A 24,657-nucleotide genomic window follows, 5' to 3' on the forward strand; every position below is an offset into this window, starting at 1 on the left:
CTTCCAGCCGCCGCCCACCCGGCCGCGCCGGGGTGCGGACATATCCCCCACCGGCGGGTTGTTACCGCCGAGGCCCGCCGCCGCTGCCGGGGCCAACGACTACGATGAGCAACGCGGACGAAGGGGACAGCGTGAACGATCTCATCGACACCACCGAGATGTACTTGCGTACCATCTACGAGCTCGAAGAAGAAGGTGTCGTTCCGCTGCGCGCCCGCATCGCCGAGCGCCTGCAGCAGAGCGGCCCGACCGTGAGCCAGACCGTCGCCCGGATGGAGCGCGACGGGCTCGTCGTGGTCGCCGACGACCGGCACCTCCAGCTGACCGACCACGGCCGCGAACTGGCCATCGCGGTGATGCGCAAGCACCGCCTCGCCGAACGCCTCCTCGTCGACGTGATCGGGCTCGAGTGGGAGCACGTGCACAACGAGGCGTGCCGGTGGGAGCACGTGATGAGCGAGGCCGTCGAGCGCAAGCTGGTCAAGCTGCTCGACCACCCGACCACCTCCCCCTACGGCAACCCGATCCCGGGCCTGGACAAGCTGGGCGACGGCGATCCCGCGCCGCCCGCGGAGGCCGACCTGGTCCGGCTCGACGAGTTCGCCCGCACCGGCGGCGGCCGCGTCGAGATCCGGCGCATCGCCGAGCACGTCCAGCTGGACGAGTCGCTGATGACCGAGCTCAAGTCCGTCGGCATCGTGCCGGGCGGCACGGTCACCGTCGGCAAGGCCAGCGGCGGCACCATCGAGGTCACCGGCGGGGACACCACCGCCCAGGTCGCCAGCTCCGCGCTGCACGCCGTCCTGGCGCAGGCCCGATGAGCCCCGCTTCGGACGCCGTGGCCGCGTTCCGCACGGTCCACGGCACCGCGCCGGCCGGCGTCTGGTCGGCGCCCGGCCGGGTCAACCTGATCGGCGAGCACACCGACTACAACGACGGCTTCGTGCTGCCGTTCGCGCTGCCGCACCGGCTGGCCGCGGCGGCGTCGCCCCGCGAGGACGGCATCCTGTCCGTGGCCACCCTGGGCGACGACGGCCAGATCCAGCGCAGCGGCGAGCTCAAGATCGCCGACCTGGCGCCGGGCACCGTCGACGGGTGGGCCGCGTACCCGGCCGGCGTCGCCTGGGTGCTGCGCGACCAGGGCTTCACGGCCGGGGCCGACCTGGTCGTCGCCGGGGACGTGCCGTCGGGGGCGGGCCTCTCCTCGTCTCACGCGCTCGAATGCGCGGTGTCGCTGGCGCTGCTCGGGCTGGCCGGCCTGGAGCTGGACGGCACCGGCGACCGCGTCCCGACGCGGCCCCAGGTGGCGCGCTGGGTGCAGCGGTCGGAGAACGACTTCGTCGGCGCCCCGACCGGCCTGCTCGACCAGACGGCGTCCCTCTGCTGCACCGAGTCCCACGTCCTGTTCCTCGACGTGCGCTCGGGCGAGCAGGAGCAGGTGCCGTTCGGCCTGGCCGAAGCCGGCCTGCAGGTGCTGATCATGGACACCCGCACGAAGCATTCGCACGCCGAAGGCGGGTACGGCGAGCGCCGCCGCGGCACCGAACGGGCGGCCGAGCTGCTCGGGGTGAAGGCGCTGCGCGACGTCACCGTCGAGGGCCTCGACGACGCCCTCGGCCGGCTGCCGGCCGAGCTGGCGCCGCTCGTGCGGCACGTGGTCACCGAGAACCAGCGGGTGCTGGAGACGGTCGAGCTGCTGCGCGCCGGGCGGCTGGCCGAGATCGGGCCGTACCTGGACGCCTCGCACGTCAGCATGCGCGACGACTACCGGATCTCCACGGCCGAGCTGGACCTCGCGGTCGACTCGGCGCGGGCGGCCGGTGCGCTCGGCTCGCGGATGACCGGCGGCGGCTTCGGCGGTTCGGCGATCGCGCTGGTCCGCGACGCCGACCTGGACGCGGTCAAGGCGGCCGTCGACGCGGCGTACGAGAAGGCCGGCTACCGGCGGCCGCGGATGTTCACGGCGGTGCCCTCCCGCGGCGCCGGCCGCGACGAAGCCTGAGACCGCGCGGGTCCGTCCGGGGGCAACCCCGCGCGGACCCGCGCGTCGGCCAGGGGGAAGACTGTGCAGCACAGTCACCCTCGGCAGGAAGGCCTGGATGTGTCGGAGCAGAGCAACGCCCTGAAGCTGGTCGTGACGGGCGGAGCCGGGTACGTCGGCAGCGTCTGCGCCGCCCGGCTGGTCGAGGCCGGGCACCAGGTCACCGTCGTCGACGACCTGTCCACCGGGCACGCCGACGCCGTCCACCCGGACGCGCGGTTCATCGAAGGCGACGCCGCCGAGGTGGCGGGCAGCCTGCTCGGCGAGGGTTTCGACGGCGTGCTGCACTTCGCGGCCAAGTCGCTGGTCGGCGAGTCGATGACGGATCCGGCGAAGTACTGGGAAGGCAACGTCGTCACGTCGCTGCGGCTGCTCGAGGCCATGCGCGAACACGGCACGCCCCGGCTGGTGTTCTCCTCGACCGCGGCGACCTACGGCGAGCCGGAACAGTCGCCGATCCCGGAAACGGCGCCGACGCGGCCGACCAACACCTACGGCGCCACGAAGCTGGCCATCGACCACGCGATCACCAGTTTCGCCGTCGCGCACGGTCTGGCCGCGGTGAGCCTGCGCTACTTCAACGTCGCGGGCGCGTACGGCACTTTCGGTGAGCGCCACACCACGGAAACCCATCTCATTCCTCTCGTCCTCCAGGTCGCCACGGGCGACCGCGAGCGCATCCAGATCTTCGGCGACGACTACCCGACGCCGGACCACACGGCGGTCCGCGACTACATCCACGTCGTGGACCTCGCGGACGCACACCTGCTGGCGCTGAAGCACGCCACGGCGGGTGAGCACCGCATCTACAACCTGGGCAACGGCACGGGATTCTCCGTTCTCGAGGTGATCGAGGCGTGCCGCGAGGTCACCGGCCACGCGGTGCCGGCCGCGGTGGCCCCGCGCCGCGCGGGCGACCCCTCGGTGCTCGTCGCGGCCAGCGACCGGGCCCGCGAGGAGCTCGGGTGGAAGCCGGAGCGGACCGACCTGGCGGGGATCGTGCGCGACGCCTGGGAGTTCACCCAGTCGCGGCGAGGCTGACGGCACGGCCGGCGGGCTGGGGCAGCGCCTGAGCCCGCCGGTTCATCTGGACACCGGCGGTTCCGATGCCGGCCGTGTCCACAGTGGACGCGGTGGCAGCGCTCGGATCCACCGGCGGCCCACCTGGCCGCTCGCCCTCCGGCAGCGCGCTCGGGTCGACCTTGAGAAGGCTCCCGAAGCCGCTCACGGCCTCGCGGCGTGACGGCAGCCGCCGCACCAGTCTGGGCCCAGCCTCACACCGCTTGCTCCGTGTCGAAGTCCGCCGGCTCCAGTCCCAGGCCGGCCATCGGGTCGGCCGCGGCGGCCAGGCCGCGGATCACCTCCGGTGGGGTTCCCCGGTCCAGGACCGCCTTCAACAACTTCGCCAGCATGTGGCCCGGCGCCGCCGCCAAGGCGTTCTCCAGTGCCATGCCCGCGAAGGCGCCGTCGCCGCGCATGTACGCCGTGAAGCCCAGCAATACCGCCGGCTCCGCGCGTTCCGGTGCGGGTGTCTCCCGGACCAGCGTCAGCCATAGACGCTCGGCCTCGCACGCCGTCGAGGTCTCCGCGGGGATCGCCATTGCGAGGCACATGTCGCGGATCTCCGGCAACGTCAGGGCGCTCGTCACCGTCACCACTTCCTCGTCCGTCGGCGGCCCCTCGCCGCGGTGCTGACGCTTGAACGCCGCGCGGATCACCGATGCCGCCTCGTTCACGTCCGGGCACGGCAACCGCGCCAAGGCGGCCGAGCGGCGGGCCAGTGCTTCCGGTGAACGCGGGGACAGCAGCGCCTCGAGTTCGTCGCGGCTGTCGAACGCCACCGTGCCGCGCTCGGTGGCGGCCGCTGCCGCCACCGTTGTGCGGGGGTCCGGTAACTCGCCGCCGCAGTCGCTTCCGGCGTAACAGCCCCAGGGCGCGCCCTCCCTGATGTTCGCCGCCCACAGGGCGTGGATCACCGGGACGCCGAGCCCGGCCAGCTCGTCCGCCAGGACGTCGACGAAGCCCGCGTGCGGTGGCGGGCTGCCGGGTCTTCGCCGGCCGCCGACGACCGCCAGCGACACGCCGGTGTGCGGGCCCGTGGCGAACCGCGACGCCAGTGCCCGCGCTTGGTGGGCGCGGTGTTCGCGGCGCGGGAGGTTGCCGCGCAGGACCAGGCCCACGTCGTGGCCCGTGGGGCCCTGGTGGCCGACCAGGACGACGGACTTCGCGGGCCGGAAGCCCATCAGGTACGGGAGCGCGGCCAGCAGCTGCGCGGGGTTTCGGAGGTCGGCCGGCGGGGGGCCGGCCGGGGTGGCGGTGGTCATGCCTCCACGGTGGGGCAGGACGGGGCCGGCTGGGGCGGTGGCGGCAAATCTGTGGATCGGCGGGGCCGATGTGGACAGAACCCGCCCGGCGCGGGCCGGGCGGGGCGTTCCTGTCGGTGGGGCGGGCTATGCTGCCCGGCCCCACCGGCCGGACACTCGTCGTCTTGCGGGGGTCCGGATGGCCCCCGGCTCGGAACCGAAGCCCCCGGCTCGCGCCGAAGCCGCGGACCGGGCGCTGCCCCGGATGTCCCGAGCTCAGCCGCAGTGCTCGAACCCGCTCTCGTAGGTGTTGGCACCCACCGAACCGCCCCACTTCACGCAGGTGGAGCCGGCGGTCTTCTTCACGGGCCCGGCGTAGTACGTGAAGCTGCCGGAGTCGGTCACCCGGGCCGATCCCTGGACCTCGAGGAACGCCGAAACCGCGCTGGCCGTGCCGAGCGAGGTGGCCTTCAGCGTGGTCACGCAGTTCGCCTTGGTGGCGGCGTTGTACAGCAGGTACGCCGTGCCCGACGAGTTCGCCAGCGCCTGCTGGTCCACCACCGAGAAGCCCGATCCGCAGACCTCTTCCGCGGAGTACGGGTTGCCACCGCAGTTGTTCTTGCTCGTGAAGTTCGTGTGGCCGTAGTACGGCACCGCGACGCCGTTCAGCACGGCCTTCTGGACCACGCCGTCCAGGCGCTCTTCGAAGTGCAGGTGCGGCCCGCTGACGCCGCCGGTCGCGCCGGCCTTGCCGATCTCGCGGCCGAGGGACACCGACTGCCCGACCGAGACCTCCTGGGCCGACAGGTGCGCGTACCGGGTGCGCCAGCCACCCCCGTGGTCCAGCTCGATCCACTTGCCGTAGCTCGTGCTGCCTTCGTCGGCCACCCGGGTCACCGTGCCGGACGCCGCCGCGAGCACCGGCATGCCGGTGATGCCGTCCTTCTGGAAGTCGACCGAGTACGCCGGGCTGTGGCCGCTGAACGTCGCCGCAGTCACCGTGACGCCGCACTTGAACGGCACCTGGAAGTTCGGCGCGGCCGAGGCAGTCGCCTGGCCGGCGAGGGTGAGGCCGAGCGCGGGCAGCGCCGCGGCGGCGGCGAACAGGGCGAGCCGTCGCAACCTGGACATGGGGGAACCTCCTTGACAAACGGGACATCTTGCCGCCACCCAGGGAAGCCCGCGCCGGTACATTTTCCGTACAACACCCCCGCGGAGGGACCCCGGAATGGCGATCGGACGACCCCAGGCGCAGGACTGGCTGCGCTGGGCGCTGGTCGCCGGGCCGATGTTCGCCGCCATGCCCCGCGCGAACACCCTCGCCTGGGTCCTGATCGGACTCACCCTCGTCCTGTCGGTCCCGGTGCTGTGGCTCCACGACGCCGTCGCGCACCGGTGGGCGCCGGTCGTGGCGGTCGCCGTGATCGCCGCCGCGGCCACCCTGATGGCGATCGCGCCGAACAGCTGGGCGTCGGTGACGATGTTCGGCACCACCTTCTTCGTCGTCCTCAAGCAGCGGACCGGCCCGATCGTGCTGGCCGTCGCGATCGACCTGGCCGCGATCACCTGCTGGGCGGTCCTCCACGGCACCTGGCAGGGCGCCGTGCCCACCTACGCGGTCGTCGTCGTGATCTTGCTGCTCGGGCTGAACCGCCGCGCCCGGCTGGCCCGCATCGAGCAGACGGAGCTGGCGCTCGCCCGCGCGCAGACCGCCAACGAGGAGCACGCCCGCGCGGCGGCGCTCGCCGAACGCGCCCGCATCGCCCGCGAGCTGCACGACGTCCTGGCGCACTCGCTGGCCGGGCTTTCGCTGAACCTGCAGGGCGCGCGGCTGATGCTGGTGCGCGACGGCGCGAGCCCGGACGCCGTCGCCCAGATCGAACGGGCCCAGAAACTGGCGTCGGACGGCCTGGCCGAGGCCCGGAAGGCGGTGGCCGCGCTGCGCGAGGACGCCGTCCCGGTCGAACGCGCGATCGCCGATCTGCTCGCCGCCTACCGGCTCGACAGCGGCGCCCGGGCGGACCTGACGGTCGAGGGCGAGCCCCGCGAGCTCACCCCGGCGGTCGGCACCGCGCTCGTCCGCGCGGTGCAGGAGGCGCTGGCCAACACACGCAAGCACGCGGCGCAGGCGGACGTCGACGTCACGCTGGGCTACGCCGACGGAACGGTGCACCTGACCGTCGCCGACCGGCAGGGCAGGCGCCCGCCGGACGCGCCCGCGGCAGGCTACGGTTTGCGCGGGATGGGCGAACGGGTCGCGCTGCTCGACGGGCGGCTGGAGAGCGGGCCGGGGGAGGACGGATGGCGGATTCACCTGACGGTGCCGGCGTGACGCTGCGGGTCGTGCTGGCCGACGACCAGGCGGTGGTCCGGGAAGGCCTGGTCACGCTGCTCGGGCTGCTGCCGGGCATCGAGGTGGTCGGCGCCGCCGCCGACGGGCTCGCCGCGCTCGGCCTCGTCGCCGAACTCCGGCCCGACGTCGTGCTGGTGGACCTGCGGATGCCGCGCTGCGACGGCGTCGAGACCACCGAGCGGATCCGCGCGGAGCACCCCGGCACCGAGGTCGTCGTGCTCACCACCTACGCCGACGACGAGGCCCTGCTGGCCGCGCTGCGGGCCGGCGCCCGCGGGTTCCTCACCAAGGACGCCGACGCCGAGTCCATCGCGCGGGCGCTGCGCTCGGCCGCCGCCGGGCAGTCCACTGTGGACGGCGAGCTGCAGCGGCGGCTCGTCGAGGCCGCCGCCCGCACCACCCCGCCGCGCGTCAAGGAGGTCGAAGGCCTGACCGTGCGCGAGCTCGAGGTGCTGCGGCTGATCGCGGCGGGCCTGTCGAACACCGAGATCGCCCGGACCCTGGTGGTGAGCGAGGCGACCGTGAAGACCCACGTGAACCACCTGTTCGCCAAGGCCGGGCTGCGCGACCGCGCGCAGGCGGTCGCGTTCGCCTACCGGGCGGGCATCGCCGGCTGATCCGTCACGGCGCGGGTGGGATGTTCGCGTTGTGGTGGAAGACGTTCCGCGGGTCGTAGGCCGGGCGTAACCGGGCCGGAAGTGGGGGGACCTCGGGCACGAACGGCGCGGGCGGCGCGTTGAGCCCGGCCACGAGCACCCCCATGTCGCCGGGCAGCGTCTCGAGCACGTCAAGGGCCCGACGGCCGCACCACCACCGCGGGGCGGCGGTTTGGCGGTCGAGGTCATGGTGGGCATCGTCTTACACGGAGTGATCGTCGGCGCGGATCAGGCGCTGGGTGAACCCCGCGTCGGCCAGCCGGCCGGAGGCCCGCGCGACTTCGGCCGGGACGTCCTGCGGGATCGCGAACCCCTGCGCGGCGTACTCGGTGATCCGCTGGGTCTCGCCGACGAGCATGCCGACCACGCGCTCGAGGTCCTCTTCGCCGGTGAGGTGCTCTTCGAACGAAACCGCCTTCGACGCGCACACGACGTCGACGCCCGGCCAGAGCCGCTTGGCCGTCGCGTAGGCACGGCGTTGCGCGTACGGCCGCGTCACCAGTGTCACGGACCGGATCTCGCGCCCGGCCAGCAGGCGCCGGGTGAACGCGATGTTCTCGCCGGTGTTGCGGGCCTCGGGCTCGACCAGCACGACGTCGTCGGGCACGCCCAGCTCCAGCGCGATCTCGCGGTAGTGGACCGCTTCGCCGCGCGGGAAGCGGTCCACCGTCGTGGGCGCGTTGGCCCCGGTGAAGACGATCAGCGGGAACCACCCGGCATGGAACAGCTCCGCCGTGTGGACGGCCACGCCGGGGTCGCGGCTGCCGAGACCGATCCCGACGTCCGAGCGCCGCGGCTCGTGCCGCAGGTCGTGGTAGTCCCACAGCGTCCGGACGTCGGCGTGCAGGTGCTCCGGCAGCATCAGCCGAACGCGGCTCGCAGCGCGGGCTTGCCGCCGGTGACCGGCAGCGTGACCGCCGTCCGCGTCAGGTCGAGCGCCAGCCCCGCGCCCGGCTTCGGGCGCAGCGTGTAGTCGTGGTCGCTGGAGGCCAGCAGGAACTCCAGCCGGTGCCCCGCGGCGAGGATGTAGTCCTTCGGCATCAGCTCGACGCCGATCCGGTAGGTCCGCCCGGGCGTGATCGGCTCGGTACGGGCCGGGGACGTGCGGTTCTGCGGGTCGGTCCAGCCGCGGCTGATCACGTGGGACGTGCCGTCTGGCGCGCGGTCGAGCAGGATCGCCGAGACGTTCGCCGCGGGCCGGTCGAACGCCAGGGCCAGGTCGGCGCGAGCCGTGCCGGAGAGGCGTACGGCCTGCTTCGCCGCCGAAGTCGCGTACAGCAGGCGGTTGCCCGACGAGGCCAGGCCGGCCAGCTGCTCGATGGTCTTCGACGAGTCGTCGGCGAGGGTTTCGACGGCCGCCGTGCCCGGCACCGGGTTGCGGGTGTCGATCGTGCCCTTCGACCGGCCGCCCGGCCACGGGTACACGCGGACGTCGGCGGTGCCCGGCGCGGGCCAGTCGGCCTCGTCGGTCCAGGACAGGTCCTCGCGCTGGATCGTCGCCTTCGGCTCGTTCTGGATGCCGTTGTCGACGCCGTAGAGGTAGTGCGACATCCACTCGTTCAGCGTCGCGAGCCAGACGTCGCGGCGCAGCGAGTACGGGTCGGCGTGGCCGGACTGGTGCAGCCAGATCTTGTGCTCGACACCGTGGGCCTTCAGCGCCTCGTACCACTCGGCGACCTGGTCGGTCTTGACGTTCCAGTCGTTGAGGCCGTGCACCGCGAGCACGGACGCGTGCACCTTGGCGACGTCATTGCGGTAGTTCCGGACGTCCCAGAACGGCGTGTAGTCGCCGGTCACCCGGTCCTGGTCACGGGTCAGGCCGTCGATCACCGGGCGGCAGACCTGCCGGTCGGCGCGGGTGTAGACGTACTCGGCGAGCACGTCGGCGTCCTCGCCCTGGTACCCGCCGGCCGCGACCACCGCGCCGTCGTTGCGGTAGTACTGGTACCAGCTGGAGATGGCCGCGATCGGCACGATCGTCTCGAGCCCCGCGACCCCGGTGCTCGCGACGGCGTTGGGCAGCGTCCCGTTGTAGGACACGCCCATCATGCCGGTCTTGCCGGTGCTCCAGTCCGCCTTCGCCGCGACGCCGTTCGCGTCCCGCGCGGAGGTGCGGCCGTTGAGCCAGTCGACGACCGAGCGGGCGCCGATCGTCTCGTTGACGTCACCGGTGGTCGGGCAGCCGGTGGAGAGCCCGCTGCCGAGCGATTCGCCGTAGACGACGGCGAACCCGCGCGCGGTGAAGTAGTCCTGGTAGCGCCAGGTGATCGGGGTGGCCGGGCCGACGCCGTGCGCGGCGACGCGCGGGCCTTCCGGGCCGCGGGCGTACCCGGGCGCGTACAGCTCGACGTCGACGTCGTGGTTGGCGACGTCGTTGCCGCCGGCGTAGTACGGGCTGGCCTGGTAGACGACGGGCACCTTCAGGCCCTGCTGGGTCGCGCGCGGGCGCACGACCTGGGCGTGCACGAGGTCGTCGGTGCCGTCGTGGTCGCTGTCGACGGGCGCGGTGACCCAGACGTCTTCGCGGACGACGTCAGCCGGGTCGAACACCGGCTGGGCCTGGCCGCCGGTGAACACCGGGGCCGGTGGCGCGGCTTCGGCGACGCCCGCGGTCAGCGGCAGCACGAGGACGGCGGCGAGCAGGACTGCGGCTTTCACTCAGGACCCCCAAGCCGGGCGAAGCGGACGACTGAAGACACTTCCGCTCCGCCCGCGGGGGTGTCAAGAGACTAACGTCGGAGGCATGCCGACCGTGGAAGCGCCGATCGCCGCCGTGACCGTCTACCCGCAGCAGGCGCGGATCACCCGCCGGGGCAAGGCCCCGCTCGACGGCGGGCCACGCCTCACGTTCGCCGGGCTCCCGCCGGCCCTCGACCCGGCTTCGGTGCGCGTCACCGGCACCGGGCCGGCGCTGATCACCGGCGTCGACGTGCGCACCGAGTGGCACGCCGCCCCGGCCGACGCGGCGTTGGAGGCGCTCGTCGAGCAGCGTCGCGCCGACCAGGCCACGCTCGACGGCGTCGCGGACGACGAAGCGGCCGAAACGATGAAGGTGGATCTGCTGACTTCGCTGGCGAAGCGCAGCGGCGGCAGCTTCGCGAAGGCGCTGGCGGCCGGCACCGCCGAGCCTTCGCGCGTCGCCGAGGTCACGGACGCGCTGAGTGCGCGGCTGGCGGCCGCGTTGAAGGCGCGCCGGGTGCTGAGCGAACGGATCGCGCGGCTGCGCGAGGACCTCGCCGCGCTCGACCGGCGGATCGAGGCGCAGGGCGCGCAGCCCGGCCGGGACAGCACGTCGGTGGTGGTGGAGCTGGAAATCGCGGAGCCGGCCGGGGAAGCCGAGCTGGAACTGTCCTATGTGGTCGCCGGCGCGAGCTGGGAGCCCCGCTACGACGTCCGGGTGCGCGGCACCGAGGTGACCGTGGTGTCGTACGGGCTGGTCAGCCAGTACACGGGCGAGGACTGGCCGGAGTGCGAGCTGGCGCTGTCGACGGCCCGGCCCGCGGTGTCGGTGGTGGTCCCGGAACTGCAGCCGTGGTACCTCGACCGCGTGCACCCGGTGCCGGTGGCGCCCGCGGCCGCCTACGGCGCGGCGGGCGGCGGAATCCCCGAAGGCGCGCGGATGGCCCGGCTGTCGGCGGCGCCGGCGATGGCGCCGAAACTGGCGTCGGCCGAGCAGGGAACGACGGCGGTGACGTACCGGCCTTCGCGGCCGGTGGCGGTGCCGTCCGGCGGGCAGGGCCACCGGACGACGTTGGCGCAGCTGGATCTCACTGCTTCGCTGGGGTATGTCACCGCGCCGGTGCTGGCCGAGGAGGCGTACTTGCGGGCCACCGTCGTCAACACCTCGGAGCACGCGCTGCGGCCCGGACAGGCTTCGGTGTTCCACGACACGGAGTTCGTCGGGACGACCGTGCTCGAACCGTGGGCTCCCGGCGAGGAACTGGAACTGGCGCTGGGAGTCGACGACCGGATCCGGGTGGAGCGGGAACTGGTCCGCCGCACGGCTTCGAAGGCGACGCTGTCCGGACAGAAACGACGTGAGGCGGAGTACCGGATTTCGGTCGGGAACCACGGGCCGCGTTCCGCGACGGTCACCGTCCTGGACCAGGCGCCGGTTTCGCGGGACGACGCGATCGCGGTGAAGGACGTGAAGACGTCGCCGGAGCCGGTGGAGACGTCAGAGCTCGGCGAGTTGACGTGGCGGCTGGCGTTGGCTCCCGGGGAGAGCAAGACGGTGACGCTGTCCTATCGCGTGGATGTCGCCAAGGGCGTGGAACTGTCCGGCTGGCGGGAGTAGCGGTGACCACTCAGTTTTCCGACGAAGTCACGCTCGGAAGAGCCCGGTTCGCGATCACCGCGGTGGACGGAACCGGGCTGTTCGACCCGGCCGCCCACGGATTCACCCCGAGGCCGACCAGCACGGCCTGCTGGCGCGGGCACATCGAGGGGTACGCCGTGGCCGAGGGCCGGCTGGTGTTGCGGGATCTCAAACTGGGGTCGGAAGACACCCCGCCGCCGTTCGGCGGAGCCCGGCCGCGGTGGCACGACGGTTACGACGCCTGGCACTACCGGAAGCTCGACATCGCCACCGGATTCACCGGCCGCCTGCTGCTCGGCCGCGGCGAACACGAAGAACGCCCCTACCTCAACATGGGCTTCCGGCCGGCCTGGGTGTGCACCGAAGTCCGCGAACTCACCTTCCGCGACGGCACGCTGCTCTCCGCCGAGGATCTTTCCGCCGAACTGGACGCGGTCCGCGCGGTCGCACCGGCTCACCCGGAAGCGGGCGAGCCGGCCGGCGACTGGATCGACCGCACCTTCTCCCTCGGCTACGCCTACAGCTGGCCCCCGCACTAACCCTGGGAAATGTAGGCCTGCAGCTGTTCCTGACTCTGCTCCAGCTGTTCCATCCGGTTCTTCACGACGTCCCCGATGGACACGATCCCCGCGAGCCTGCCGTTGTCCAGCACCGGTACGTGCCTGATGCGCCGCTCGGTCATCAGGACCGACAGCTGGTCCACCGAGTCGTCCGGGGTGCAGCTGGCCACCAGCGTCGTCATGATCTCCGACACCGGGCCGTCGAGGAGGCCCGGGCCGTGGTCGTGCAGGCGCCGGACCACGTCGCGTTCCGAGACGATGCCCGCGATCGATCCGTCCGGGGCGACCACCACCATCGCGCCGACGTTGTGGTCGGCCAGGCCGGCCAGCAGCGTGGTCACCGTCGTCTCCGGGGTGACCGTCGCGACCGCCGACCCCTTCTTGCGCAGCAGATCCGCAATCCGCATGGCGATCCTTCCCGTCGGTGAGCTGGATCACCACAGGTTAGGGCCCGGCGGCGCCCCGCGAAAGTCCGGCAAACGGGGCGTCTTCGTGGTATTCGAACCGATTCAGCCGAGCCGTTCGGCCAGGCCGTCCAGGGCCAGCCGGATCCCGGCCGCGTAGTCGTCGTCGGCGAGGGCGTCCAGGCGCGCCCTCGCCAGCGCCAGCTGTTCGCGGGCCGCCGTCAGGTCGCCGAGCTTGCGGTAGTCCTCGCCGAGGTTCAGGTGCAGCGACGGGTAGAACCCGCGCACCGCCAGGGACGAGTGGTACTCCTGGGCCCGCGAGTCGGTCAGCGAGTCGGCCGCCGCCAGGGCCCGCAGGTCCCACTCGAGTTCTTCGGCCGGGTCGTCGCAGACGTCGGCCATGTGGTGGGCGAGCGCGACGCGGTGCAGCGGGTCGCCGTCGTCGCCGATCGACGCCCACAGCGCCGTGAAGGTCGCGTACGCGCCCGCGCGGTCGCCGCCGATGTGCTGCCGCAGACCGGCGTCGATTGCCACCATCACGTCGTCGGTCATGCCGCTCCCTCGTCCGCCAGCGCCCGCAGCCGGGCCAGTCCCGGTCCGATCCGCTCGGCCGCGACCGCACCGTAACCGAAGACGAGCCCGTGCCGCCGCTCCCCCACCCCGAAGTCCCCCAGCGAGTAGAGCCGTACGCCACGCCGGCGAGCGGCGCGGACCAGCGGACCGCAGTCCGCCGCCGCGACCGCGCTGAGGTGCAGGCCGGCGGAGGAGGGCAACGGCGTGAGGAAGTCCGCGAACGACGCCAGCTCCCGGGTCAGCAGTTCGTGCCGCGCGCGGTAGACCTTCCGCATCCGCCGGACGTGCCGGGCGAACCCGCCTTCGGCCAGGAACGCCGCCAGCGCCGCCTGCTCGACGTTCGGCGCGTGCCAGTCGGTGAGGTAGCGGGCCTTGACCAACGCGGGCACCAGCGACGGCGGCGCGACGAGGAACCCGAGCCGCAGGGCCGGTGAAAGCACCTTCGAAAACGATCCGACGTACACGACGCGGCCGCGGGAATCCAGGCTGTGCAACGGCTCCAGGGGCCGCCCGGTGTAGCGGAACTCGCTGTCGTAGTCGTCCTCGACGAGCACCGCGTCGTTCCGCTCGGCCCAATCCAGCAGCTCGAGCCGGCGCTCCAGCGACATCGACAGGCCAAGCGGGTACTGGTGCGACGGCGTCACGTACACCAGCCGCGTCCCCGCCGGAATGGCCTCGACGACGATCCCGGCCGCGTCCACCGGCACCGGCGCGACGCGGATGCCGCGGGCGCCGAGCACCAGCCGCGGCGGCGGGTAGCCGGGGTCTTCGACGGCGGCGAGCTCGCCGTGCCGCAGCAGCACCCGCGCGACGAGGTCGGTCGTCTGCTGCGCGCCGGCGGTCACGACGACCTGCGCCGCGCTCGCCCGGACGTCCCGCGAGACGCCCACGTGCCGGGCGATCTCGGCGCGCAACGCGGCGTGGCCCTGCGGGTCGCCGTAGGTCATCAAGTCGGCTTGGCCGGCACGCAGCCGCTGTGTGATCAGCCGCCGCCAGGTGTCGAACGGGAACAGCGAAAGATCGGGGACGCCCGGCCGGAAGTCGAACTCCGGCGCCGGCGCGAAGGGCGCTGGCGGCCGCGGCATGGCGTCCCACTCAGGGAGCGGCCGCACGCCCGGAGCGTCGAGGACCGGCGAAGGGCGCTCCGCCGGCGAAGCGGTGACGAACGTGCCCGCGCCGACGCGCCCGGCGAGGAACCCTTCGGCGGTGAGCCGGTCGTAGGCCGCGCTGACGGTCGTGCGGGAGACCGCCAGCCGCTGCGCGAGCTCGCGGGTCGGCGGCAGCGCCTCGCCGGGCCGGATCCGGCCGGCCAGGATGGCCGCGCGGAGCTGCCGGTAGATCGCGTCGCGGTGGCCGCGGGTACCGGTCAGGTCGATGTGGATTTCCACCGGCCCGAGTCTAGATTGGCCCACGAAGGTTGGGCCGGATTTGGCACTGTTCGTGGTCCGCTCCGCGACTTAGCGTGCGAAGCATGGATCTCCGCGAACTCGACCGCCGCACCCTGCTCGTCCTCGACAAGCTCGTCGCCGCCGTGACGCCCGCCGACCTCGGCCGGCCCACGCCGTGCGCCGGCTGGACCCTGGCCGACCTGCTCCGCCACCAGGTCAGCGAGAACCACGCCTTCGCGACGGCGGCCCGTGAAGGCTCGGCACCGGACTGGGACGCCGGTGTTCTCGGCGACGACGCCCGCGCCGCGTACCGGGCGTCGGTCGACGACTTCCTCAACGCTTTCGCCGGCGACGACGTGCTGGAGCGGCAGCTCACGATCAACCACTTCGGCACGTTCCCCGGCGCGATCGCCGCGCACATGCACCTGGTCGACACCCTCGCGCACGGCTGGGACCTGGCCCGCACGCTGGGCCTGCCCTACGAACCGGACGCCGAGGCCGTGCACGCCGCGCTGCGGCTGGCCGAGCGGATCCCGGACGAGGGCCGCGAGAAGAACGGCTCGTTCGCCCACAGCGTCGCGGTTCCCGACGACGCGAGCGCCCTCGACCGGTTCCTCGCCCTGCTGGGCCGCGATCCCGCCTGGGTCAGCTGACCTCGGCGACCGGCGCGCTCCACGTGTCGCACGCCTTCGTGTTCTTGCCGTCGTAGCCCGCCTTCGCCCAGGACAGCTGGTGCTCGCGCGAGCCGTGGGTGTCGCTGTTGTCGGCCCGCCCGTAGTCGGCGACGGCGGCGTTCGCCAGCGGCCGGCTGATCGAGCCCGAGCCGGCGACGGCCGCCAGGAACAGCGCGCCGAAGCAGTTGGCCTGCAGTTCGATCCGGCGGACGACCTCCTTGTCGGCCGTGCTGTTCTCGTCCGGCGAGGTCATCTTGTCCGCCGCCGCGGACAGGATGCCGCTTTCGCGCTGCACGTGGTGGCCGTACTCGTGGGCGATCGTCGCGATGTGCCGGGCCTTGTTGAGGCCGGCGTCCGAGAGCATCCAGTCGGTCGGGGCGTAGATCGTCGTGTCGCCGCCGCAGTAGTAGGCGACGGCTTCGTTCTCGGTCGGCGCCGCGCCGCACGCGCTGTGCTCCGGCAGCGTCACCGAGACGAAGGCGAGCAGCCTCGGCTCGTTCGCCTTGTCCAGGGCCGGGCGCCAGGACTCCTGCAAGCAGTCGACGAGCTTGTCGTAGTACGTCTTGAGCTGGTCGGCGGCCCGGCCGAGGTCGGGCAGCGCGCACGTCGCCGGCCCGGGCGTGATGCCGGCGTCGAGCAGCGGGTTGCGGGCCAGCTCCGGCACGGGCTTCACTTCCGTGCCGCCGCTGTAGGCGCGACCGGTGTCGGCGCCCTGCGCGGCATACGCGCGCCCGTCGACCCGGCGCGGGGTGGTGGCGGCGATCAGCGAGAAGGCCAGCACGGCGATCAGCACCCCGCCGACGGCGCCCCAGAGCCGGTTGCGCGGTGGGGCGATCGGGACGGGCGGCGCGGCCGCCCAGCCGGGCGCCCACGGGTTCGGCTCCGGCACCCACGCGGGTTCCGGTGGCCGGGCCGGTCCCGGCCACGGCGGTTCGGCGTCGTTCACGTTCTCCCCCTGCTGTGTGGGACCAGCATACGGACACCCCGGAAGGTGGGGATCACGAAAGGAAAACGCCATCCGCTGGCCGCCGGGCCCGGTGCCGGGCGAGACTGTGGTCATGAGTGTCGAAGATCCCTACCTGTGGCTGGAAGACGTGACCGGCGACGACGCGCTGGACTGGGTGCGTGCCCGCAACGACGAGACGCTGGACGAGCTCACGACGGGTGCGCGCTTCGCCGAGCTGCGTGACGAGCTGCGTGAGGTGCTCGACGCCGACGACCGGATTCCGTACGTGCGCCGCCGGGGCGGGTTCTTCTACAACTTCTGGCAGGACGCGAGCCACCCGCGGGGCCTGTGGCGGCGGACGACGCCGGAGTCCTACCGGCAGGCCGAGCCCGAATGGGAGCTGCTGCTCGACGTCGACGCGCTGGCCGAGGCCGAGGGCGAGAACTGGGTCTGGCAGGGCGCCACCGTGCTGCGGCCGGACTACCGGCGCGGCCTGGTCGAGCTGTCCCGCGGCGGCGCGGACGCCACGGTGGTCCGCGAGTTCGACCTCGACGCGCACGAGTTCGTCGCGGACGGCTTCACCGTCCCGGAGGCGAAGACGCGGATCGGCTGGATCGACGAGGACCGCGTCTACATCGGAACGGACTTCGGCCCGGGTTCGCTGACCAGCTCCGGGTACCCGCGGCTGGCCAAGGAGTGGCGCCGCGGCACGCCGCTCGCCGAAGCCGTCACGGTCTTCGAGGGCAAGCCCGACGACGTCTCGATCGGCGCGTCCCACGACCCGACCGAGGGCTTCGAGCGCGACTTCGTCAGCCGCGCGATCGACTTCTACCGCTCGGAACTGCACCTGAAGACGCCCGACGGGCTGGTCAAGATCGACGTCCCGGACGACGCGAGCGCGTCCGTGCACCGCGAATGGCTGCTGGTGCGGCCGCGGACGGCGTGGACCGTCGGCGGCACCGAACACCCGGCCGGCTCCCTGATCGCCATCGGCTTCGACGCCTTCATGGCCGGCGACCGCGACTTCACGACGCTGTTCACCCCCGACGAGCACACCTCGCTGAGCTACTGGGCCTGGACGCGCCACCACCTGCTGCTCGGCACGCTGCGCGACGTCCGCACCGAGCTGCGCACGCTGACCCCGGGCCCGGACGGCTGGCAGGAGGCGCCGCTGGCCGGCGGCCCGGAGTTCGGCAGCGCGGACATCTTCGACACCGACCCCGACGTCAGCGACGAGTACCTGATCGACTCCAGCGGGTTCCTCCAGCCGTCCACGTTGAGCTACGGTCAGGTCGGCGAAGAGGTCGAAATCCTGAAGCAGGCTCCGGCGTTCTTCGACGCTTCGGGCATGAGCGTCGCGCAGTACTTCGCGACGTCGGAGGACGGCACGAAGATCCCGTACTTCGTCGTGCGGCCGTCCGGCGCCGAGGGCGGCCCGACGCTCATGACCGGCTACGGCGGCTTCGAGATCTCGCTGACGCCGTCCTACAGCGGCATGATCGGCCGCGGGTGGCTGGCCCGCGGCGGCACCTACGTCGTCGCGAACATCCGCGGCGGCGGCGAGTACGGGCCCGGCTGGCACACCCAGGCCATCAAGGCCGAGCGCCACCGCGTGTACGAGGACTTCGCCGCGGTGGCCGCGGACCTGGTCGAGCGCGGCATCACGACGCCGGAAAAGCTCGGCATCCAGGGCGGCAGCAACGGCGGCCTGCTGATGGGCGTCATGCTGACGCGCTACCCGGAGCGGTTCGGCGCGATCGTCAGCCAGGTGCCGCTGCTGGACATGCGCCGCTACCACCTGCTGCTGGCGGGGGCGTCCTGGATGGCCGAGTACGGCGACCCCGACGACGCCGCGGAGTGGGACTTCATCTCGAAGTACTCGCCGTACCAGAACGTCCACAGTGGAGGCGGCTATCCGCCGTCGCTGTTCGTGACGTCGACGCGCGACGACCGCGTGCACCCTGCCCACGCCCGCAAGATGGTGGCGCGGATGAGTGAGCAGGGGCACGACGTCCGGTATCACGAGAACATCGAAGGCGGCCACGGTGCCGCCGCGGACAACGAGCAGCTGGCCTTCAAGTGGGCGCTGGTGTTCGAGTTCCTGTGGGAGCAGCTCACGAAGTGACCCGCGCGAGCACGACGCCGCCGACGATCAGGGCCAGCGCGGCCACCCGGCCGACGCTCAGCGGGTCCTTGGCGAAGACGACGCCGAGCACGATCGCGCCGACGGCACCGATCCCGGTGAACACCGCGTAGGCGGTGCCCACCGGGACGGTGTCCATCGCGCGCGACAGCAGGTAGACGGCGGCGGCGCCGAGCACGAAGCACAGCAGCATCGGCCACGGCCGCGTGAAGTTCTCCGTCGGCTTGATGCTCTGGGACCAGGCGATCTCGACGAGCCCGGCCAGCACGAGCGTCACCCAGCCCATCAGATCGCCCGCAACGCGGCTGCCCGCGACGCGATCCGCTCGCCGTCGCGTGCGGCGAGGTGCGGGTCGACCAGGGCGTTGGTCAGTTCGGCGTGCACGAACCGGACGTCGTCGACGTCGTAGTGCCCGGCGATGAAGTCCCGCAGGTAGCGCTCGTGGTGGTCGAACGGCGCCCGCGGCGTCCCTTCCGCGTACGTCCCGCCGCGGGCGCCGGCGATCACGAACTTCCGGCCGCGCAGGGACATCCGCGGGAACGTCACCTGGTCGATCCACGCCTTGAGGGCGGCCGGGATCGAGAAGTTGTACATCGGCGCGCCGATGAGCACGACGTCGGCTTCGAGCAGCTCGGCCAGCAGCGGCTCGACGATCGCCCACGCCTGCTTCTGCGAGGGCGTTTCGACGACGTCGGCGTAGTGCGCGGGGTCGGTGATCCCGGCGGCGAGCAGGGCGTCGCAGATTTCCGTCCAGGCCTCGCCGATCACCGCGACCGGGTCGGCGGCGAGGTCGCGGTAGGTGCGGGTGCCCGTCCAGGTGGCGGCGTACCGCGCGGAGAGCTCGCGGGAGAACGCCGAACGGCGGGCGCTGGAGTCGAGGTGCAGCAGGTGGGGCACGATTCCTCCTTAAGTGGACGCGGTGTCCACTTAAGTCAACTGGACGCCGTGTCCGGATATTCCCTAGGCTCGGTGGCATGCCCGAACGCGCCGACGCGGCCCGCAACCGAGCCAAGATCCTCGCGGCGGCCGAGGAGCTGTTCACCACCCGCGGCGCGGCCGAGGTGACGATGGAGGACATCGCGAAGGCGGCCGGCGTCGGCCGCGGAACGCTGTACCGCCGCTACCCGGACCGGGCGGCGATCGCCGTCGCCCTGCTGGACGAGCACGAGCGCCGGCTGCAGGAGGTCCTCCTGCGCGGCGACCCGCCCCTGGGCCCCGGCGCGCCGCCGGCCGAACGGCTGGCCGCGTTCTACACGGCGATGGTGGAACTGCTGGAGCGGCACGCTGCCCTGGTGCTCGGCGCGGAGGTCGGCCACTCCCGCTTCACGACCGGCGCGTACGGGTTCTGGCGGACGCACGTCCGCGTCCTGGCGGAGGCGGCCGGCGCAGCGGATCCCGACGTCCTGGCCGACGTGCTGCTGGCCCCGCTGGCGCCGGAGCTGTTCCTGCACCAGACGTCCCGGGGTGTGCCGCCGGCGCGGATCGCCGCGACCCTGCGGCAGCTGGCGGCGCGGCTGCTGTGACTCAGCCGCCGAACGAGGCGGCGATCGGGTCCGGGCTGTAGCGGAGGCGGCTGCGGCCGAAGGCGTGCAGCAGGTTGTCCCGGAACCGGTCGAAGGTCAGCGGGGCCCGGACCGAGTCGAGCATCTCGCGGATCTCGGGCCGCGTGAGCGCCCGCTGCGCGGCCGCGATCGACTCCGACCAGACGAGTTCGTGCCCGGCCGCCGAGAGCTCCACGGCCGTGCCGGCCCCGGCGTCCGCGATGATCCAGGCGACCGACAGCTCCTTCTGGTGACCCGCCGGCCGGCCGGGCACCACGGTGCTGTGCGCGGCGAGCGGGCTCGCCAGCCCGAGGTCGTCGATCACGGTTTCGGTGCGCGGCAGGAGGAGCCCGGGGAAGCCGAGCGCGCCCGGGGTGTCGATCACCGTGCGGGTGCCCGGGTAGACGACCCACTCGAAGTTGACCTTCACCGCGACGACCGGGCCGGTGTGCCCCGCGCGCGCCGCGGCGAGCTCGGGCAGGTAGCCGATCAGGGACGCGGCGTCGTCCGCGGTGATCGGGTGCTCCTTGTGCGTGGAGTCGACCCAGAACACGCGCGCGTCACTGATGCCGTACGCGCCGATCTTGTGCTGCTCGGCGGAGACCGGCCGCAGGCCGACGGCACTGGTGACCGTCCAGGCCACGACGGCCACCACGAGCGGCGCGGTCCACCGGGTCAGCGGGACGACCATGATCGGCAGGAGCAGGCAGGTGAGCACCGGCAGGAGCATCCGGGCGTGCATGTAGTCCCCGCCGACCCGGGTGACGTACACCGCGAGCACGAGCCCGGCGACCACCGGCGCGAGCACGACGACGAGCTTCGTCCGGTCCCGGAGCACCAGCACGGCGACGGCGAGCAGGAGCACGACCGGGATCAGCAGCCAGTACGCGCCGAAGAATTCGACGAGGTAGAACCAGCCGCGGTCCCAGCGGGCCTGGGTCGCCTCCTTCGCCAGTGCGGTGTTGGGCGTGATCAGCCCGTAGTAGCCCATCCGGAACACCTGGTAGGCCACCGGCAGCAGGCCGGCGAGCGCGAGCCACCCGAAGCCGCGGCGCCAGCCCGGCCGCACGACGGCCAGCAGCGCGGCGAACACGACCGCGGAAACGAGGGCGAATTCGGGCCGCACCAGCGGGCCGCAGCCGATCAGGAGCAGCGTGGGCCAGCTGCGGACCGCGCCGCCGGTGGCGTGCCGGACCAGCTGCCACCACAGGAGGGACAGCCAGAGCGTGACCAGCCCGGTCTCCAGACCGGACGTCGCGTAGTCCCAGAAGGGCGGCAGCCCGAGGACGACCAGAGCGCCGGCCGGCACGATCCGCCGGCCCGGGAACAGCCGCCGGGCCCCGTCGAGCCCGAAGAAGAGCCCGCCGACGGCGGACAGCAGCCCGAGCACGACGGTCACCCACTCCAGCCGCAGCCACGGCTGCAGCCCGCCGAGGGCGACGAGGTAGGTCCACAAGGTGCTCGTGTTGCTTTCGACGCGTTCGCCGGCGTTGAACACCGGCCCGTTCCCGTCGAGCAGGTTGTAGACGGTGCGCAGCACGATCAGGCCGTCGTCACAGACCCAGCGGCGTTGCCACGCGAGCACGGCGAAAACCGCGATGACCAGCGCGATCAGCCACCCGTTTCCGCGCCGTTCACGCGTGGGTCTTGCCGTTTCCGGAATCGTTTCGTCGACGACGAGCGAGGTCATCGTGGGTTGCTCCCCGGTTCCACACGAAAGGTGCGCAGCACAGGGAATCGCCAGTCAACTCCCCGGCGAGCACGATAACCGGGCCGGGGAAGGGCGCCATGAGCGGGGCCGCGGATTACGGTCAAGCGTACCCAGCTCGGCGTTTCACGAACGAAAACGTGGAATTTCCGGACGCCGATACGTTTTTCGTAGCGCCGCGCCGGCCGGGGTGGCACCACCCCGGCCGGCGCGCAGGTCAGCTACAACCCGAGGTCGCGCCGCAGCCTTCGCAGGCGTAGCACGAGCCGGCCGGGCGCATCTTCGTGCCGCACGTCATGCACAGCGGGGCGTCCGCCGCCTTGCCGAGGCGGAGCTCCATCAGCTCCGTCGTCGTCTGGGCTTCCCGGTGCGGGTGGCCGGTTTCCTCCGCGTGCGGCTCCGGCGATGCGTCCACTGTGGACTGCAAGGCCTCCAGGTCGACGCCCGGGTTGCCGTACGTGGCCTCCACCTCGGCCGACCGCTCGTCGGCCGAGAGGATGCCCAGCTGGGAACGCTTCTCGTACGGCAGGTAGTCCAGGGCCAGGCGGCGGAACAGGTAGTCCATCACGCTCGTCGCGATCCGGATGTCCGGGTCGTCGGTCATGCCCGCCGGCTCGAAGCGCAGGTTGCAGAACTTCGAGACGTAGAACTCGAGCGGGATGCCGTGCTGGAGGCCGACCGAGATCGACATCGAGAACGCGTCCATCACGCCCGCCAGCGTCGAACCCTGCTTGCCGAGCTTGACGAAGATCTCGCCGAGGCCGTCGTCCGGGTACGAGCCGGCCGTCAGGTAGCCCTCCGCGCCGCCGACGGTGAACGACACCGTCTGGCTCGGGCGCTTCTTCGGCAGGCGCTTCCGCACCGGCCGGTATTCGACGACCTTTTCCGGCTCCGCCGCGGCCTTCTCCTTCTTCGCCGTCGACAGCGGCTGGCCGACCTTGCAGTTGTCGCGGTAGATGGCGAGCGCCTTCAGGCCGAGCTTCCAGCCCTGGAAGTAGATCTCCTCGACCTCTTCGACCGTCGCCGACTCCGGCATGTTGACCGTCTTGGAGATGGCGCCGGACAGGAACGGCTGCACCGCGGCCATCATCCGGACGTGCCCCATCGGCGCGATCGAGCGCTCGCCGACCGCGCAGTCGAACACCTCGTAGTGCTCCGGCCGCAGCCCCGGCGCGTCGACGACGTGGCCGTGCTGCGCCACGTACTCGACGATCGCCTCGACCTGCTCGTCCAGGTAGCCCAGCGCCGTCAGCGCGCGCGGCACGGTCTGGTTGACGATCTGCATCGAGCCGCCGCCGACCAGCTTCTTGAACTTGACCAGCGAGAAGTCCGGCTCGATGCCGGTCGTGTCGCAGTCCATCATGAAGCCGATGGTGCCGGTGGGCGCGAGCACCGACGCCTGCGCGTTGCGCCAGCCGTGCTTCGTCCCGATGTCGATGCCCTTCTTCCACTCCTCGGTCGCCAGCGCGCGGACGGCGGCGTCGTTCGAGTGGTACGTGCGGACCAGTTCGTTCGCCGCCGCGTGCTTGCGCATCACGCGCTGGTGCGACTCGGCGTTGCGCGCGTAGCCCTCGTACGCGCCGACGGCCCGGGCCAGCTCGGCCGAGCGCCGGTAGGACACGCCCGTCATCAGCGACGTGATCGCCGCCGCGAGCGCGCGGCCGCCTTCGGAGTCGTACGCGTGGCCGAGCGCCATCAGCAGCGCGCCGAGGTTGGCGTACCCGATGCCGAGCTGGCGGAACTTCCGCGTGGTGTCGGCGATCGGCTCGGTCGGGAAGTCCGCGAAGCAGATCGAGACGTCCATCGCCGTGATGACGAACTCGACGGCCCGGGCGAACAGCGGCGCGTCGAACGTGCCCTCGGGCGTGACGAACTTGAGCAGGTTCAGCGACGCCAGGTTGCAGCTGGAGTTGTCGAGGTGCATGTACTCGCTGCACGGGTTCGACGCGGTGATCCGGCCGGACTCGGGGCAGGTGTGCCAGTCGTTGATCGTGCCGTCGTACTGGATGCCGGGGTCGGCGCACTCCCACGCGGCCTGGGCCACGCTGCGGAACAGCTTCTTCGCGTCGGTGCGGTCGATGACCTCGCCGGTGAGCCGGGCGCGCAGGCCGAATTCGGTGCCGTTCTCGACCGCCTGCATGAACTCGTCGGACACGCGGACCGAGTTGTTCGCGTTCTGGTACTGCACCGAGGAGATGTCCGCGCCGGAGAGGTCCATGTCGAACCCGGCGTCGCGGAGGACCTTGATCTTCTCCTCTTCGCGCGCCTTCGTCTGGACGAACTCCTCGATGTCCGGGTGGTCGATGTCGAGCACGACCATCTTCGCCGCGCGCCGGGTGGCGCCGCCGGACTTGATGGTGCCCGCGGACGCGTCGGCGCCGCGCATGAACGAGACCGGCCCGGAGGCGGTGCCGCCGGAGGTCAGCAGTTCCTTGGAGGAACGGATGCGGGAGAGGTTCAGGCCGGCGCCGGAGCCGCCCTTGAAGATGAGGCCCTCCTCGCGGTACCAGTTGAGGATCGACTCCATCGTGTCGTCGACGGCGAGGATGAAGCAGGCGCTGACCTGCTGCTTCGACGGCGTGCCGACGTTGAACCAGACCGGGGAGTTGAAGCTGAAGACCTGGTGCAGCAGCATCCAGGTGAGCTCGTGCTCGAAGATCTCCAGGTCCTTCGGCGCGGCGAAGTAGCCGTGGTCGCGCGCGGCCTTGACGTAGGTCTTCACGACGCGGTCGATGAGCTGCTTCAGGCTGCGCTCGCGCTGCGGGCTGCCGACGGCGCCGCGGAAGTACTTGCTGGTGACGATGTTGGTGGCGTTGACCGACCAGAAATCGGGGAACTCCACGCCGCGCTGCTCGAAGTTGACCGAGCCGTCACGCCAGTTGGTCATGACGACGTCCCGCTGCTCCCAGGTGACCTGGTCGTAAGGGTGCTGCCCTTCGGTCGTGAAGACGCGCTTCACGCTGAGCCCGCCGGTGGCCTTGCTCTTCTTGCCGGCGGCCGCGCCGGCTCCCGTGTCCACGGTTTCGGTCATCGGTTCTGCACCCTCACT

Annotated in this window: 23 protein-coding genes; 10 read left to right on the forward strand and 13 right to left on the reverse strand. The window is 72.3% G+C overall.

Annotated elements, in window-relative coordinates; translation table 11 throughout:
- The first annotated feature begins 104 nt into the window (after positions 1-104).
- The 3 genes from AB0M93_RS23305 to galE all read left to right on the forward strand — a co-directional run bounded on the left by AB0M93_RS23305 (position 105) and on the right by galE (position 3,082).
- On the forward strand, positions 105-821 hold the full coding sequence (locus AB0M93_RS23305; RefSeq protein ID WP_081911239.1) for a metal-dependent transcriptional regulator: 717 nt from the start codon (positions 105-107) through the stop codon (positions 819-821).
- Positions 818-2,002 carry a galactokinase gene (galK, locus tag AB0M93_RS23310; protein ID WP_364276275.1) on the forward strand — a complete coding sequence of 395 codons (1,185 nt, stop codon included), beginning with the start codon at positions 818-820 and terminating at the stop codon, positions 2,000-2,002. Before AB0M93_RS23305 ends, galK begins: the two co-directional genes overlap by 4 nt.
- 99 nt (positions 2,003-2,101) lie before the next feature.
- Positions 2,102-3,082, forward strand: coding sequence for a UDP-glucose 4-epimerase GalE (gene galE / locus AB0M93_RS23315; protein ID WP_364276276.1), 981 nt, complete (start codon positions 2,102-2,104; stop codon positions 3,080-3,082).
- A 233-nt stretch (positions 3,083-3,315) separates the two neighbouring features.
- Here galE and AB0M93_RS23320 read toward each other — a convergent pair whose 3' ends face one another.
- Both AB0M93_RS23320 and AB0M93_RS23325 read right to left on the reverse strand, forming a co-directional pair.
- Positions 3,316-4,365 carry a DUF4192 domain-containing protein gene (locus tag AB0M93_RS23320; RefSeq protein WP_364276277.1) on the reverse strand — a complete coding sequence of 350 codons (1,050 nt, stop codon included), beginning with the start codon at positions 4,363-4,365 and terminating at the stop codon, positions 3,316-3,318.
- A gap of 255 nt (positions 4,366-4,620) precedes the next feature.
- Positions 4,621-5,475 carry a M23 family metallopeptidase gene (locus tag AB0M93_RS23325; protein WP_364276278.1) on the reverse strand — a complete coding sequence of 285 codons (855 nt, stop codon included), beginning with the start codon at positions 5,473-5,475 and terminating at the stop codon, positions 4,621-4,623.
- 97 nt (positions 5,476-5,572) lie between these two features.
- Between AB0M93_RS23325 and AB0M93_RS23330 the strand changes: the two genes are divergently transcribed.
- Together AB0M93_RS23330 and AB0M93_RS23335 are read left to right on the forward strand one after the other, a co-directional pair.
- Positions 5,573-6,676 carry a histidine kinase gene (locus AB0M93_RS23330; protein ID WP_364276279.1) on the forward strand — a complete coding sequence of 368 codons (1,104 nt, stop codon included), beginning with the start codon at positions 5,573-5,575 and terminating at the stop codon, positions 6,674-6,676.
- Positions 6,673-7,314: a response regulator transcription factor gene (locus AB0M93_RS23335; protein ID WP_364276478.1), complete on the forward strand. Its 642-nt coding sequence runs from the start codon at positions 6,673-6,675 to the stop codon at positions 7,312-7,314. Before AB0M93_RS23330 ends, AB0M93_RS23335 begins: the two co-directional genes overlap by 4 nt.
- Before the next feature lie 4 nt (positions 7,315-7,318).
- Here AB0M93_RS23335 and AB0M93_RS23340 read toward each other — a convergent pair whose 3' ends face one another.
- The 3 genes from AB0M93_RS23340 to AB0M93_RS23350 all read right to left on the reverse strand — a co-directional run bounded on the left by AB0M93_RS23340 (position 7,319) and on the right by AB0M93_RS23350 (position 10,011).
- Entirely contained in the window at positions 7,319-7,483 is a 165-nt protein-coding gene (locus AB0M93_RS23340) for a BBE domain-containing protein (RefSeq protein ID WP_364276280.1), read from the reverse strand.
- A 72-nt stretch (positions 7,484-7,555) separates the two neighbouring features.
- The gene (locus tag AB0M93_RS23345; RefSeq protein WP_364276281.1) at positions 7,556-8,215 is read right to left on the reverse strand and encodes a YdcF family protein; all 660 of its coding nucleotides are present in this window, start codon (positions 8,213-8,215) and stop codon (positions 7,556-7,558) included.
- Positions 8,215-10,011 (reverse strand): Xaa-Pro dipeptidyl-peptidase, encoded by a 1,797-nt coding sequence (locus AB0M93_RS23350; protein ID WP_364276282.1) that lies wholly within the window; start codon positions 10,009-10,011, stop codon positions 8,215-8,217. Before AB0M93_RS23350 ends, AB0M93_RS23345 begins: the two co-directional genes overlap by 1 nt.
- 85 nt (positions 10,012-10,096) lie before the next feature.
- Between AB0M93_RS23350 and AB0M93_RS23355 the strand changes: the two genes are divergently transcribed.
- The gene (locus AB0M93_RS23355) at positions 10,097-11,650 is read left to right on the forward strand and encodes a DUF4139 domain-containing protein (RefSeq protein ID WP_364276283.1); all 1,554 of its coding nucleotides are present in this window, start codon (positions 10,097-10,099) and stop codon (positions 11,648-11,650) included.
- Between the two features lie 2 nt (positions 11,651-11,652).
- Positions 11,653-12,210 carry a hypothetical protein gene (locus AB0M93_RS23360; protein WP_364276284.1) on the forward strand — a complete coding sequence of 186 codons (558 nt, stop codon included), beginning with the start codon at positions 11,653-11,655 and terminating at the stop codon, positions 12,208-12,210.
- Here the strand turns inward: AB0M93_RS23360 and AB0M93_RS23365 are convergent.
- From AB0M93_RS23365 to AB0M93_RS23375, 3 genes are all read right to left on the reverse strand, one after another.
- Positions 12,207-12,638, reverse strand: a complete 432-nt coding sequence (locus tag AB0M93_RS23365; RefSeq protein ID WP_364276285.1) for a CBS domain-containing protein — start codon at positions 12,636-12,638, stop codon at positions 12,207-12,209. The two genes, AB0M93_RS23360 and AB0M93_RS23365, sit on opposite strands and share 4 nt — an antisense overlap.
- A 102-nt stretch (positions 12,639-12,740) precedes the next feature.
- Complete coding sequence (locus AB0M93_RS23370; RefSeq protein ID WP_364276286.1) at positions 12,741-13,187, reverse strand: hypothetical protein; 447 nt, start codon at positions 13,185-13,187, stop codon at positions 12,741-12,743.
- Positions 13,184-14,596 (reverse strand): PLP-dependent aminotransferase family protein, encoded by a 1,413-nt coding sequence (locus AB0M93_RS23375; RefSeq protein WP_364276287.1) that lies wholly within the window; start codon positions 14,594-14,596, stop codon positions 13,184-13,186. The genes AB0M93_RS23370 and AB0M93_RS23375 overlap by 4 nt, the downstream gene beginning before the upstream one ends.
- 83 nt (positions 14,597-14,679) lie before the next feature.
- Here AB0M93_RS23375 and AB0M93_RS23380 point away from each other — a divergent pair, with 83 nt between their 5' ends.
- Positions 14,680-15,249 carry a TIGR03086 family metal-binding protein gene (locus AB0M93_RS23380; protein ID WP_364276288.1) on the forward strand — a complete coding sequence of 190 codons (570 nt, stop codon included), beginning with the start codon at positions 14,680-14,682 and terminating at the stop codon, positions 15,247-15,249.
- On the opposite strand, the gene AB0M93_RS23385 is transcribed toward AB0M93_RS23380, so the two are convergent.
- Positions 15,242-16,216 carry a neutral zinc metallopeptidase gene (locus AB0M93_RS23385; protein WP_364276289.1) on the reverse strand — a complete coding sequence of 325 codons (975 nt, stop codon included), beginning with the start codon at positions 16,214-16,216 and terminating at the stop codon, positions 15,242-15,244. The two genes, AB0M93_RS23380 and AB0M93_RS23385, sit on opposite strands and share 8 nt — an antisense overlap.
- 112 nt (positions 16,217-16,328) lie before the next feature.
- On the opposite strand from AB0M93_RS23385, the gene AB0M93_RS23390 reads away from it, so the two are divergent.
- Positions 16,329-18,341 carry a prolyl oligopeptidase family serine peptidase gene (locus AB0M93_RS23390; protein WP_364276290.1) on the forward strand — a complete coding sequence of 671 codons (2,013 nt, stop codon included), beginning with the start codon at positions 16,329-16,331 and terminating at the stop codon, positions 18,339-18,341.
- On the opposite strand, the gene AB0M93_RS23395 is transcribed toward AB0M93_RS23390, so the two are convergent.
- Positions 18,331-18,645, reverse strand: a complete 315-nt coding sequence (locus tag AB0M93_RS23395; protein ID WP_364276291.1) for a multidrug efflux SMR transporter — start codon at positions 18,643-18,645, stop codon at positions 18,331-18,333. The genes AB0M93_RS23390 and AB0M93_RS23395 overlap by 11 nt on opposite strands.
- Entirely contained in the window at positions 18,645-19,256 is a 612-nt protein-coding gene (locus AB0M93_RS23400; protein WP_364276292.1) for an NAD(P)H-dependent oxidoreductase, read from the reverse strand. The genes AB0M93_RS23395 and AB0M93_RS23400 overlap by 1 nt, the downstream gene beginning before the upstream one ends.
- 77 nt (positions 19,257-19,333) lie before the next feature.
- On the opposite strand from AB0M93_RS23400, the gene AB0M93_RS23405 reads away from it, so the two are divergent.
- Positions 19,334-19,882, forward strand: a complete 549-nt coding sequence (locus AB0M93_RS23405; protein WP_364276293.1) for a helix-turn-helix domain-containing protein — start codon at positions 19,334-19,336, stop codon at positions 19,880-19,882.
- A gap of 1 nt (position 19,883) precedes the next feature.
- Here AB0M93_RS23405 and AB0M93_RS23410 read toward each other — a convergent pair whose 3' ends face one another.
- Together AB0M93_RS23410 and AB0M93_RS23415 are read right to left on the reverse strand one after the other, a co-directional pair.
- Positions 19,884-21,590, reverse strand: coding sequence for a hypothetical protein (locus AB0M93_RS23410; protein ID WP_364276294.1), 1,707 nt, complete (start codon positions 21,588-21,590; stop codon positions 19,884-19,886).
- 235 nt (positions 21,591-21,825) lie between these two features.
- Positions 21,826-24,639: a vitamin B12-dependent ribonucleotide reductase gene (locus AB0M93_RS23415; protein WP_364276295.1), complete on the reverse strand. Its 2,814-nt coding sequence runs from the start codon at positions 24,637-24,639 to the stop codon at positions 21,826-21,828.
- Positions 24,640-24,657 lie beyond the last annotated feature (18 nt).

This window comes from Amycolatopsis sp. NPDC051102 (assembly GCF_040682815.1).
In the GTDB taxonomy this organism is placed as follows: Bacteria; Actinomycetota; Actinomycetes; order Mycobacteriales; family Pseudonocardiaceae; genus Amycolatopsis.

What these genes read in the sequence shown, in the direction of transcription:
- AB0M93_RS23305 (WP_081911239.1), top strand. Translation starts at nt 105, where the DNA reads ATGAGCAACGCGGACGAAGGGGACAGCGTGAACGATCTCATCGACACC.
- galK (WP_364276275.1), top strand. Translation starts at nt 818, where the DNA reads ATGAGCCCCGCTTCGGACGCCGTGGCCGCGTTCCGCACGGTCCACGGC.
- AB0M93_RS23320 (WP_364276277.1), bottom strand. Translation starts at nt 4,365, where the DNA reads ATGACCACCGCCACCCCGGCCGGCCCCCCGCCGGCCGACCTCCGAAAC.
- AB0M93_RS23325 (WP_364276278.1), bottom strand. Translation starts at nt 5,475, where the DNA reads ATGTCCAGGTTGCGACGGCTCGCCCTGTTCGCCGCCGCCGCGGCGCTG.
- AB0M93_RS23330 (WP_364276279.1), top strand. Translation starts at nt 5,573, where the DNA reads ATGGCGATCGGACGACCCCAGGCGCAGGACTGGCTGCGCTGGGCGCTG.
- AB0M93_RS23345 (WP_364276281.1), bottom strand. Translation starts at nt 8,215, where the DNA reads ATGCTGCCGGAGCACCTGCACGCCGACGTCCGGACGCTGTGGGACTAC.
- AB0M93_RS23355 (WP_364276283.1), top strand. Translation starts at nt 10,097, where the DNA reads ATGCCGACCGTGGAAGCGCCGATCGCCGCCGTGACCGTCTACCCGCAG.
- AB0M93_RS23365 (WP_364276285.1), bottom strand. Translation starts at nt 12,638, where the DNA reads ATGCGGATTGCGGATCTGCTGCGCAAGAAGGGGTCGGCGGTCGCGACG.
- AB0M93_RS23370 (WP_364276286.1), bottom strand. Translation starts at nt 13,187, where the DNA reads ATGACCGACGACGTGATGGTGGCAATCGACGCCGGTCTGCGGCAGCAC.
- AB0M93_RS23380 (WP_364276288.1), top strand. Translation starts at nt 14,680, where the DNA reads ATGGATCTCCGCGAACTCGACCGCCGCACCCTGCTCGTCCTCGACAAG.
- AB0M93_RS23390 (WP_364276290.1), top strand. Translation starts at nt 16,329, where the DNA reads ATGAGTGTCGAAGATCCCTACCTGTGGCTGGAAGACGTGACCGGCGAC.
- AB0M93_RS23395 (WP_364276291.1), bottom strand. Translation starts at nt 18,645, where the DNA reads ATGGGCTGGGTGACGCTCGTGCTGGCCGGGCTCGTCGAGATCGCCTGG.
- AB0M93_RS23405 (WP_364276293.1), top strand. Translation starts at nt 19,334, where the DNA reads ATGCCCGAACGCGCCGACGCGGCCCGCAACCGAGCCAAGATCCTCGCG.
- AB0M93_RS23410 (WP_364276294.1), bottom strand. Translation starts at nt 21,590, where the DNA reads ATGACCTCGCTCGTCGTCGACGAAACGATTCCGGAAACGGCAAGACCC.
- AB0M93_RS23415 (WP_364276295.1), bottom strand. Translation starts at nt 24,639, where the DNA reads ATGACCGAAACCGTGGACACGGGAGCCGGCGCGGCCGCCGGCAAGAAG.